This window comes from Pontibacillus yanchengensis Y32, from assembly GCF_000770635.1.
Classification (GTDB): domain Bacteria; phylum Bacillota; class Bacilli; order Bacillales; family BH030062; genus Pontibacillus; species Pontibacillus yanchengensis.
Map to the genome: position 1 here is coordinate 1 of NZ_AVBF01000100.1, position 10996 is coordinate 10996.

General features: G+C 40.0%; 8 protein-coding genes and 10 tRNA genes. 1 reads left to right on the forward strand and 17 read right to left on the reverse strand.

Annotated features, from left to right (window positions below; translation table 11 throughout):
• Positions 1-594: 594 nt before the first annotated feature.
• From glmS to sigW, 6 genes are all read right to left on the reverse strand, one after another.
• Positions 595-2400: a glutamine--fructose-6-phosphate transaminase (isomerizing) gene (glmS, locus tag N782_RS19595; protein ID WP_036824443.1), complete on the reverse strand. Its 1806-nt coding sequence runs from the start codon at positions 2398-2400 to the stop codon at positions 595-597.
• Positions 2401-2930: 530 nt separating this feature from the next.
• Positions 2931-4280 carry a phosphoglucosamine mutase gene (gene glmM / locus N782_RS19600; protein WP_036824445.1) on the reverse strand — a complete coding sequence of 450 codons (1350 nt, stop codon included), beginning with the start codon at positions 4278-4280 and terminating at the stop codon, positions 2931-2933.
• Between the two features lie 39 nt (positions 4281-4319).
• Entirely contained in the window at positions 4320-5549 is a 1230-nt protein-coding gene (locus tag N782_RS19605; RefSeq protein ID WP_036824447.1) for a CdaR family protein, read from the reverse strand.
• Positions 5542-6360: a diadenylate cyclase CdaA gene (cdaA, locus tag N782_RS19610; RefSeq protein ID WP_036824450.1), complete on the reverse strand. Its 819-nt coding sequence runs from the start codon at positions 6358-6360 to the stop codon at positions 5542-5544. The genes N782_RS19605 and cdaA overlap by 8 nt, the downstream gene beginning before the upstream one ends.
• 399 nt (positions 6361-6759) lie before the next feature.
• Entirely contained in the window at positions 6760-7377 is a 618-nt protein-coding gene (locus N782_RS19615) for an anti-sigma factor family protein (protein WP_036824453.1), read from the reverse strand.
• Between the two features lie 14 nt (positions 7378-7391).
• Positions 7392-7955, reverse strand: a complete 564-nt coding sequence (gene sigW / locus N782_RS19620; protein ID WP_036824456.1) for an RNA polymerase sigma factor SigW — start codon at positions 7953-7955, stop codon at positions 7392-7394.
• 205 nt (positions 7956-8160) lie between these two features.
• Here sigW and N782_RS21190 point away from each other — a divergent pair, with 205 nt between their 5' ends.
• On the forward strand, positions 8161-8337 hold the full coding sequence (locus N782_RS21190; RefSeq protein ID WP_084103172.1) for an aspartyl-phosphate phosphatase Spo0E family protein: 177 nt from the start codon (positions 8161-8163) through the stop codon (positions 8335-8337).
• Positions 8338-8399: 62 nt separating this feature from the next.
• Here N782_RS21190 and rocF read toward each other — a convergent pair whose 3' ends face one another.
• The 11 genes from rocF to N782_RS19675 form a co-directional block, all read right to left on the reverse strand.
• Positions 8400-9299 (reverse strand): arginase, encoded by a 900-nt coding sequence (gene rocF / locus N782_RS19625; RefSeq protein ID WP_036824459.1) that lies wholly within the window; start codon positions 9297-9299, stop codon positions 8400-8402.
• A gap of 399 nt (positions 9300-9698) precedes the next feature.
• Positions 9699-9771: transfer RNA gene (locus tag N782_RS19630), tRNA-Ala, on the reverse strand.
• A 12-nt stretch (positions 9772-9783) separates the two neighbouring features.
• A tRNA-Gly gene (locus N782_RS19635) sits at positions 9784-9858 on the reverse strand.
• Between the two features lie 77 nt (positions 9859-9935).
• Positions 9936-10011: transfer RNA gene (locus tag N782_RS19640), tRNA-Lys, on the reverse strand.
• 86 nt (positions 10012-10097) lie between these two features.
• Positions 10098-10172 (reverse strand) — tRNA-Gln (locus N782_RS19645).
• 3 nt (positions 10173-10175) lie between these two features.
• A tRNA-Tyr gene (locus N782_RS19650) sits at positions 10176-10261 on the reverse strand.
• Positions 10262-10321: 60 nt separating this feature from the next.
• Positions 10322-10397 (reverse strand) — tRNA-Thr (locus tag N782_RS19655).
• A gap of 7 nt (positions 10398-10404) precedes the next feature.
• Positions 10405-10480: transfer RNA gene (locus tag N782_RS19660), tRNA-Val, on the reverse strand.
• Positions 10481-10489: 9 nt separating this feature from the next.
• Positions 10490-10564, reverse strand: a tRNA-Glu gene (locus N782_RS19665).
• Between the two features lie 17 nt (positions 10565-10581).
• Positions 10582-10655, reverse strand: a tRNA-Thr gene (locus tag N782_RS19670).
• A 4-nt stretch (positions 10656-10659) separates the two neighbouring features.
• Positions 10660-10734 (reverse strand) — tRNA-Asn (locus N782_RS19675).
• Positions 10735-10996 lie beyond the last annotated feature (262 nt).

The following is a 10996-nucleotide window of genomic DNA, read 5'->3' on the forward strand; positions in this document are numbered from 1 at the left end:
ATTTAAGCATGTTTTACCACCTTAGATATATGAATCAATAGTGTTGAAACTTTCCCCTTAATCCAAGTAATGGAGCAAACTTTCCTTGATAAGAACTCCAAAACATGGCGTTGATTCGTTGGGAATTTGCGAGACTCCTGCGGAAATACGATCGAGTGAAGACCCCGCAGAGAGGCGAAGCCGAACGAGGAGGCTTCACCGATTGTCCGCGGAAAGCGAGTGAATTCCCAACGAATCAACCACTCAGCACCAAAACTCCTTATTCCAGATTATGCTTCTTATCTTGAATATGGCTATTTTGATTAGTTGATTCTAAAATTAACACCAAACTTTAACACAGCCATAAGAACAAAAGCGCAAGCGCCCTGCTAGCGACGTATATGCTGGACTGAGCCGTAGGAGATAAAGGCAACACGAAGAACGTAGTGATTCGATGTTAACTTATCGTACGGAGGCGAGGGAAGCATACTAGTCGCTGGGCGCTGGAGCTGGACGTGGCCGCACCACTTTTTCAGTTATACACAAGCATTGAATTTTATAATAGTACACTAGATAATAAAAAAACGCCTTACCGAAGTAAGACGTTTTTATCTATTATTCCACTGTTACACTCTTAGCTAGATTTCTTGGCTTATCTACATCACAGTCACGGTGTAGTGCTGCGTAGTATGCGATTAGTTGCATAGGTACAACAGATACTAAAGGCGTTAGCAACTCATGTACCTCTGGGATAACGAATGTATCGCCTTCTTGATCTAAGCCTTTCATGCTGATGACGCATGGGTTTGCTCCACGTGCTGCTACTTCTTTCACATTACCACGGATAGAGTAGTTCACGTTCTCTTGTGTAGCTAGTGCTACAACTGGCGTTCCTTCTTCGATCAGTGCGATGGTTCCGTGTTTCAGCTCACCACCAGCAAATCCTTCTGCTTGAATGTAAGAAATCTCTTTTAGCTTAAGAGCTCCTTCAAGTCCAACGTAGTAGTCTACACTGCGTCCGATAAAGAAGCAGTTTCGCGTTGTTGGCAAGAAGTCAGCAGAAATTTGTTCTATTTCTTCTTTTTGATCACATAGTGCTTCCATTGCATTGGCAGCAATGCCTAATTGCTTCATAGGGTTGAATTCAAGCTCAATGCCTTTTGCCTGGGCTGTATCAACCGCTAGAATCGCCAACACTGCCATTTGAGCTGTATAAGCTTTAGTAGAAGCAACTGCAATTTCTGGTCCTGCATGTAAGTGTAGCGTGTAATCCGCTTCACGAGAAAGGGTAGAGCCAGGTACGTTTGTAATCGTTAGTGCTGGATAGCCTTTAGCTTTTGTCTCCACAAGTACAGCACGGCTGTCTGCTGTTTCACCACTTTGAGAGATAAACACAAATAACGGATTATCTGAGATAAGTGGCATATTGTAAGAAAACTCACTTGCCACATGTACCTCTACTGGTGTTTGTGCAAGTTTCTCGATAAATTGCTTTCCAATTAAACCAGCGTGATAACTTGTTCCACAGGCAATGATATACACACGATCACATTTGGTCATAGCCTGACGTACATCTGGATCTAATTTAATTTGATCGTTTTCGTCTTGATATTCTTGGATGATTTTACGAATAACAAAAGGTTGCTCATCAATTTCTTTGAGCATGAAGTGTGGGTATGTTCCTTTTTCGATGTCGCTTTCATCAATTTCAGCAGTAAATGGTTCACGGTCTACTTTTGTACCATCTAATTTTTGAATCTCTACTTCTTCGCGACGTACGATAACAATCTCTTTATCTTCTAATTCTACGAACTGATCGGTAACCTGAAGCATTGCCATAGAGTCACTTGAAACAACATTAAAACCATCTCCAAGCCCTACAAGCAATGGACTTTTGTTCTTAGCTACATAAATTGTGTTCGGATCCTCTTGATCAATAATTCCAACAGCATAAGAACCCTTCATTAGCGAGATCGCTTTACGGAATGCTTCCTGCACATCTCCTAGCTCGTGGTAGAGATTTTCTACAAGCTGCACAATAATCTCGGTATCTGTTTCACTCTTCATATCAACATCTGATAGATACTCGCGTTGTACATCTTCATAGTTTTCAATTACGCCGTTATGAACAATCGTAAATCGACCAGACGCGCTTTGGTGAGGGTGGGCATTCTCATAGCTTGGCGCGCCATGTGTTGCCCAGCGGGTATGACCAATTCCCATTGTTGCACGTACTTCTTTCTTTTCTACTTCTTCACGAAGTGCAGCGATACGGCCTTTGACTTTCGTTATATGAATTCCATCATCATTTAATTGAGCAATTCCTGCTGAATCATAACCACGGTATTCCAGTTTACCTAAGCCTTTTAGTAAAATCTCTGTTGTATCCTGAGTTCCAATATATCCGACAATTCCACACATAGTGTTGTTTCCTCCTTATAATAAGGGGCAAACAACTCATCCTATCTAACGGGGCAAGCGTTTGCCCCTTTCTCATGATCCTGATTTTTAGAATACGATGCTAACACCTTGTTTCCATCTTTTGTGCAAAGAGTCACCCCTTTGTTTTAAGATCAAAACGTCTCGGTTGAGGTGTTATCAACCGGGAGGCATCCGCCGATCATCGATGAACCTCCTCCTCGTCAACTATTTTCATTGCGTTCTGAAAATAGTCCAGGCGCTTTAATTTATGACGTACATTCTTTCGTAAAACCCCTCCTTTTTTGTTACTGCATCTTCAACCCTCTTTATCCTATTGAGAAAGACTTTAAACTACATAATTGAAGATGAGCAACTTACATTTTATACTAGTCCTAATTCTTGGTCAATTAATATTTCATTACAACTTCATCGCCTAGTACACTTACTAATTACGTAAGAGGTTAAAAGTTCCCTCTTAATAAAAATATGCGTAATTAACACGAAAAGTGCTAACTACGCATCATTCGTTATTATTCCTTCATCCCTAATTCATCTTCTACAACCTGGACTACCTTGCTTACATATTTTTCGCAATCCTCTTCTGTAGGAGCTTCCACCATGACACGTACTAGTGGTTCTGTACCAGAAGGTCTTACGAGGACGCGACCATGCTCGCCCATCTCTTCTTCAACCACTTCAATTGCCTCCGTGATACGTTCGTTCGTGAATACGCGTTGTTTATCAATAACGCGCACGTTCTTTAACACTTGAGGATATTTTTTCATTTCTGCAGCAAGTTCAGATAATGGCTTTTGCGTTTCTTTCAACACGTTTACTAACTGAAGCGCAGATAACAAGCCATCACCAGTCGTATTATAGTCTAGGAAAATGATATGACCTGATTGCTCTCCACCTAGGTTATATCCACCGCGAATCATTTCTTCCATAACGTAACGGTCTCCAACTGATGTTTTATCACTCTTCATACCATGAGATTCCAAGGCTTTATAAAAACCAATATTACTCATTACGGTAGAGACAACGGTATTATGATTTAAGCGACCTTTTTCGTTTAAGTGCTTTCCGCAGATAAACATGATTTGATCTCCGTCAATGATATTTCCTTTCTCATCAACAGCAATCAAGCGGTCCCCATCTCCATCAAATGCAAGACCAATGTCCGCTCCTTTTTCCTTCACAAAGGATTGCAGGGTTTCAGGATGGGTCGAACCAACGCCATCATTGATGTTCAATCCGTCTGGGGAAGAACCTATTGATGATAATTCCGCCTCTAGATCAGCGAACAAATGAGATGCGATAGATGATGTAGCACCATGAGCGCAGTCCAATGCAATATGAAGGCCATCAAAGTCATAGTCAATGCTTTGTTTTAGGTATTGTAGATACTTTTGACCACCTTCAAAGTAATCATTAATCTGTCCTACATCTCCACCAGTTGGACGAGGTAAATGATCCTCTTCCTGGTCCATTAATGCTTCAATCTCATTCTCTTGCTCATCGTTTAGCTTGAAGCCATCTGGACCAAAGAATTTAATTCCATTGTCTTCTACAGGGTTATGAGATGCTGAAATCATAACTCCCGTTGCAGCTCCTAGAGCCTTTGTTAAATAAGCTACACCTGGTGTTGAGATAACTCCCAAACGCATAACCTCTGCACCGATAGATAATAGGCCTGCAGTTAAAGCGTTCTCTAGTAGTTGACCAGAGATTCTTGGGTCACGACCAACTAAGATTTTTGGCTTGGACGTTTCCTTTGTTAGTACATATCCACCATAACGTCCAACTTTAAAGGCTAGTTCTGGTGTTAATTCTTGATTGGCTACTCCACGAACTCCATCTGTTCCAAAATATTTTCCCATCTTCAATCGCTCCTTCATGCTTTCGAGATGCATATTGTTTTACTCTATACGAACTTGAGCTTCTTTGTTACTAAGTTCCCATTTGAACTCTGATGGTCCATTGACTTCAATAGGAACACTAAATTCACCTTCTACAAACTGCTCTACATTGATATACGCTTCAAATTGATCTTGATTCACATTTTCTAATTCATTTGCAGTACCAATTAATGTGAGATCAATGGTTTGATCCTCTGGCTCAATGAATGTAATCGTTTGGTTTTCTTGTAAGTTTCGCACGTTTACATTTCGACTTTCAAACGTTTTTGTGGTCGATTCTTCGATATCCACTTCAACTTGAATCGTACTTGGTTCTACTTTGTTCACCTTATCTGGTACAGGCACATCTATATCCAACGTTTTATCCTCATTAATTTTGGATAAATCTACTGTCATGTTATCAATCGTGTCAATCGAATCTATTACTTCATTCGGCCCAAACACCCTAACTTTATTTGGGTTTGCCTTAACAGAATTTATACTGTACCCTTCTTGAAGCTCCCCTTCCGTCTGAATGCTTAACGGGACCTCTTTATTAGGAGCTATAAGAGGTGCACTAACTTTTACAGATGATGGTTCTACAAATACGTTAAGTTCGTTACCCTGTTGGTCATATACCTTTACTGGAGCATCCTTTTTTGAGATGCTTTCATTTGCTCCTGACACATCAACAATAGCTTTAACCAAGGACACTTTGTCGATTTCTGATTGTGAACCAGTAACCTCAACCTCTCCTGGCTCTACCGTTGTATCACCTATTTCAAAACCATCCTCGATCTTATCTCGATTCATAAAGTCTATTTCAACACCAAAAGCTTTAGATGCTTGTTTCTCTAATGAAACTTCAACTTCTTTAGGCTCAACAAAAACGGATAATTGATTAGATATCCCTCTATGTTCTATAGGTACTGTGTGAGTCCCAGGTTCAAGTTCTTGTAAATCAATAAATACATCAAAGTTTTTCTGAGTAATGGTTTTCGTAACTACAGTATTCGGTCCTTCTACAGTGACTGTGACGTTCTGTGGAACACCTTCTACAACATATTTTTCATCATTCATGTACACCTGGAGAGGGATGTTATTCATTGTTGTTACTTCCTTATTTCCTTCTGGAAGAATCGAGCTTGATTGAGACGCTCCATCATCTAGGTTCACAGAAGCATATAAAAGAATAGCCAATATTAGCGAGATAACCCGGATAAACCAAGGACTCTTTAACCATTTATCCATCTTTCTTCCCCCTCCAATTCCACGTTTTGGAAGCAGTGGCGTTTGAGGTTGAGTCTAATTCTTTCTGTAGGATATCTCTCAGTGCTTCCTGGTCTAATTCCCTGTGAAGTTCCCCATTTTTGGTACAAGAAATGTTCCCTGTTTCCTCTGACACTACAATGGTTAACGCATCGGTGACTTCACTAATGCCTAACGCTGCTCTGTGCCTTGTACCTAACTCTTTGGATATAAACGGACTTTCTGAAAGTGGCAAGTAACAAGCGGCAGCTGTAATTTGACTCTCTGAAATGATGACTGCCCCATCATGCAAGGGAGTATTGGGAATAAATATGTTTGTTAATAGTTCACTTGTTAAATGACCCTCAATGGAAATACCTGTTTCTACATAATCACTCATACCTGTTTCCCTTTCAATTGTAATGAGTGCTCCAATTCTTCGCTTGGCCATGTAGTTACAGGATTTCATAATGGCTTCTACTGATTTTTTTACGGAGTCATCTTCCCCAGAATTACGCGCAAAAAAGCTTCCTCTTCCTAGCTGTTCTAGCGCTCTTCGTAATTCAGGTTGAAATAGTATTATAACCCCTAAGAATCCCCATGTAATGGCTTGTGACATTAACCACATTAACGTCTTCAGTTGTAAAAAGTAACTAACAAGCCAAATACCTAAGACTACAAAGATACCTTTCAACAGCTGAACGGCTTTCGTGCCACGAATCAACATGATTAACTTATATAAAACAAACCAGACAAGGGCAACATCGATTACAATCCGTAAATATTTTAGAAATTCAAATCCCCCATCAAGCATGTCTACACTTCCTTTAACAATAATTCACATGTTAGCATTCGACCTTACCTATGTAATACAAACAGTATAACCATTATATCATAATTCCCTATACAAAAAATAACACATGCCTTTCATTTGAAAACATTAAGTTGTTGTAAATCATGAAAACTAATTCGGTCCTCATGGGAAAGATCGTATGTGTAATTACCAATTGGCTCCCTTTCCTAATTAGGAAGTCTTATTTTCACCACTTATATCCTTTATGTGAAGGTTCGCTAAAACATGAGTGAATATTTGTTACCTCTCCTTTGAGAAAGAAGTACATTTGTTGCTGGGCGTGTACTTTATTACTCAAGGAATTATATATTTTTTCATACATACATAAATAAAGAAGCCACTATGCATAGTGACTTCTTGTTACTTTTCTTCCTTCATAGAAAAAACGTCTTTAACTGTTGTTTTCATCTTGTACCAAATCCAATCAAACACTTGATTGACTTGACTCAAATCACCGGTTACTTCCCCAGCCGAGGCTTTTAAGTTATCGCCATTTATGAGAACAACATCCCCATTTACCTTCCCATCAATCCTGAGGTTCCCATTTTTCACGACTAGGTCACCTTCTACTGTTTTACCCTCTGGTACAATTACCGTATTATCTTGAATGATAATATCTTTTTGCTTAGAAACACTTAGATGCTGATCTTGATTCCACATAGAAAATACACTGCCGAACATTAGTATGAAAAAGATTGCAGCAGCTGTTAGCATGGGATGAGACTTAAACCAACGTTTATAGCTATATGATTTCTTTTCGCTAGGAAGATTTTGCATCACGTTCTGCGCAAACCCCTGAGGTGCTTGCACTTGGTTTGTGCTTTGAACCATCGCAATCGTTCTCTTTAATTCATGAAAATGTTTCTGACATCTCTCACATTTATGAAGGTGATCTCTTAATGTTTTCTCTTCGTCTTTTGTTAACTCGTCGTCTAAATATTTATGCATCAACGCAACTGCTTCAGTTGAACATTTCATTTCCCATCACTCCTTTACACGTGACGAAGCTTTTTACGAAGTGCTTCTCTTCCTCGATGAATTCTTGTTTTTACAGTACCCACGGGGATATCTAGTATATCACTAATCTCCTGTAAAGACAGTTCATCAATATATCGTAAAACGATAACGGAGCGGTACTTCGCTGGAAGGGAAAGGATTTCTTTGTGAATGTACTCTTGAAGTTCAAGACTTTCCACTTCCTCTTCGGGTAATGCTTGGTCCGCAGAAATTTGTGAATACATCGTCAAGCCTTCCGTCCCTTTTACTTCCGCATCCAAAAAGTAATCTGGCTTCTTCTTTCGTATCCGGTCAATAGAAAGGTTCGTTGCAATTCGATATAGCCACGTTGAAAATTTCCTATTCTCATCAAATGAATGGATATTCGTATAGGCCCGAACAAAAGCTTCCTGTGCAATATCTTCTGCCTCATGAGCGTTTCCTAGCATACGGAAACAGATTTGGTAGACTTTATTTTGATAAAATGTCACCACTTCTTCAAAAGCAGATTGATCCCCTTTTTTAACTTTTTTTATTTTTTCTTTTATAAATAAATCCATGTACTATACCTCCGCTATATTTGCGGTTATCCCCCTATACGAATAACTGCTATTATAGGTTTCATAAAAACATAAGAAATTTATATATTATTTTAAATTTATGATAGGAATAAATATTCTTTTCAAAATAATGTTTAAAACGAATGTAATCGGATATATAATACTGTAAATGGAATTGAAGATGGGTACAAGGGGGATTTGTGTAATGTGTGAAGATTTGTTGGAAGAAATTGAATCCTGCCGTAAAAAACTGGTCTTATTATCAAATGGACAAGCATTATCTTCTAGAGAAGTAGTAGAGGTAAGTGCAGAATTAGATCATTTATTAAATCGTTATGAACAAAAGAGGTCAAAATATAGAAAACAGCAACTTACGGGGTAACCATAAGCTGCTGTTTTTTTATGGTTTCTATGATAATCATACATAATAGATAAAAGTGATAGTTACTTTAGTTTTTCTCCAAACAAGGACCCCATCAACCCTACAGCTACTGAAGCAGTTCGATTCTTTTCGTCTAGAATTGGATTCACTTCAACAAACTCCGCGGAGGTGATGATATCAGCTTCAGCTAACATTTCCATTGCTAGGTGACTTTCACGATAACTCATACCACCCATTACAGGTGTTCCTACTCCGGGAGCATCTTGAGGGTCTAACCCATCTAAGTCTAAGCTTAGATGAACACCATCCGTTTTTTCTGCTAAGTATTCAACCGACTCTTGAATAACTTGAGTCATTCCCATACGATCAATTTCATGCATGGAATACACTTTAATTCCCTTTTCCTGAATAAGCTCTTTTTCCCCATCATCTAATGAGCGCGCACCGATAATAACGATATTTTCTGGTTTAATTTTGGGCTGATAGCCTCCAATGTTCACCAAGCGTTCATGCCCAATTCCTAAGCTAACAGCAAGTGGCATACCATGAATGTTGCCTGAAGGTGATGTATCTCCAGTATTTAAATCTCCGTGAGCATCATACCAAATTACACCTAAATTCTCGTAATGCTTGGCAATACCTGCTAAAGATCCAATCGCAATACTATGATCGCCCCCAATTACAAGCGGGAATCTATTTCGTTGAATTGCATCATCTACAGACTTAGCTAGATGTTCATTCCCCTCCGCAACTTCTTTTAAATTACGTAAATGTTCTGTTTGGTTCTCTCTCCGATCGGGACGAGGTATTTCTACATCACCTAAATCCTCGATATCATACTTCAATTGCTCCAGTCGTTCAACAACCCCAGCATAACGAATTGCACTTGGACCCATATCTACACCTCTTCGGTTTTGTCCTAAGTCCATAGGTGCACCCACGATCGATAAGTTCATATTCATGAAAACCATCCTCCTTTAGTTGTTCCTTTAATTGTAGTCAACTTATATCCAATGACTCAACTGGACAAAATATTGTATATATATACGACCTCTCCTTAAGCGCTTACAAATAATTATTTCTCTCATTACTTATATAAAGAGCTTAACCCCCTTTTTTAAGTATGTAAAAATAGATTCCTTATTTTTCTATATGCGTAAACATACATTTATCCATTCTGTAAAAAAGATTGGCGGAAACAAAAATGACGAAAATTCACACTAAGCAAAATAAAAAAGGGAAATTACGTTCCAACCGCTTCACTTTTTCAATTATATACAAGCATTGAATTTTATCATTTCGCTAGACAATAAAAAAACCTTGAGTCAGTTCAACTAGACTCAAGGTTCTTCTTTGTATGATGGAGCCTAGCGGGATCGAACCGCTGACCTCCTGCGTGCAAAGCAGGCGCTCTCCCATCTGAGCTAAGGCCCCTTATAGAGAAAATGGAGCGGAAGACGGGATTCGAACCCGCGACCCCCACCTTGGCAAGGTGGTGTTCTACCACTGAACTACTTCCGCACTATGTTTTACGTATAAAAAGATAAAGAAAAAACACATTTACATCGTATTCAAGGGAACGAGTGAATGTGAAAAAATGGTGAGCCATGGAGGATTCGAACCTCCGACCCTCTGATTAAAAGTCAGATGCTCTACCAACTGAGCTAATGGCTCGGTATTATATTCAATAAGCGCATCTATGACTTTTTGTTTCACATAAGTAAACCAGACACGAATATGTATTTCTTTAAAAATAAAGTTGGCTGGGCCAGCTGGATTCGAACCAGCGCATCACGGTACCAAAAACCGATGCCTTACCGCTTGGCTATGGCCCAATATGGTGGAGGGGGCAGGACTCGAACCTGCGAACCCAGAGGGAGCGGATTTACAGTCCGCCGCGTTTGGCCAACTTCGCTACCCCTCCATTAAGACGACATTCATTATTTTATCTTATAATGTCTTAATTATGCAAGGAAAATTACAATGGTGCCGACCGAGGGACTCGAACCCCCAACCTACTGATTACAAGTCAGTTGCTCTGCCAGTTGAGCCAGGTCGGCATAAAAATGGTGGAGGATACTGGGCTCGAACCAGTGACCCCTTGCTTGTAAGGCAAGTGCTCTCCCAACTGAGCTAATCCTCCATATGAAAGTGGTGACCCGTACGGGATTCGAACCCGTGTTACTGCCGTGAAAGGGCAGTGTCTTAACCACTTGACCAACGGGCCAATAGCGATCTTCTGAAAGCTTCCAGCCGGACTTGAACCGGCGACCTCTTCCTTACCATGGAAGCGCTCTACCTAGCTGAGCTATGGAAGCATAATGGCTCCAACGGCAGGATTCGAACCTGCGACCGATCGGTTAACAGCCGATAGCTCTACCACTGAGCTACGTTGGAATATGGAAAAGTGTCTACAGTATTTTTCTGTGTATCAGTAGCTTATCGAGGTAGTAATTTCTTTTGTGCTCGTCACGACCCAAGCATATTCTGCTAGATGATGGGCTGTTCCTCGCAAGACCTACACCGAAGTTTATTCTTTGAGGGTTACGGTCTCTCTACCACTGAGCTACGTTGGAATATGGAAAAGTGTCTTATGATGTTTAATAGCAAAGATACGAAAGCATGGCGGCGTCCTACTCTTGCGGGGGTGAAACCCCGA

Excerpts from the sequence above, each read along its gene's own strand:
- glmS (WP_036824443.1), bottom strand. The coding sequence starts at position 2,400 with ATGTGTGGAATTGTCGGATATATTGGAACTCAGGATACAACAGAGATT.
- glmM (WP_036824445.1), bottom strand. The coding sequence starts at position 4,280 with ATGGGAAAATATTTTGGAACAGATGGAGTTCGTGGAGTAGCCAATCAA.
- N782_RS19605 (WP_036824447.1), bottom strand. The coding sequence starts at position 5,549 with ATGGATAAATGGTTAAAGAGTCCTTGGTTTATCCGGGTTATCTCGCTA.
- cdaA (WP_036824450.1), bottom strand. The coding sequence starts at position 6,360 with ATGCTTGATGGGGGATTTGAATTTCTAAAATATTTACGGATTGTAATC.
- N782_RS19615 (WP_036824453.1), bottom strand. The coding sequence starts at position 7,377 with ATGAAATGTTCAACTGAAGCAGTTGCGTTGATGCATAAATATTTAGAC.
- sigW (WP_036824456.1), bottom strand. The coding sequence starts at position 7,955 with ATGGATTTATTTATAAAAGAAAAAATAAAAAAAGTTAAAAAAGGGGAT.
- N782_RS21190 (WP_084103172.1), top strand. The coding sequence starts at position 8,161 with ATGTGTGAAGATTTGTTGGAAGAAATTGAATCCTGCCGTAAAAAACTG.
- rocF (WP_036824459.1), bottom strand. The coding sequence starts at position 9,299 with ATGAATATGAACTTATCGATCGTGGGTGCACCTATGGACTTAGGACAA.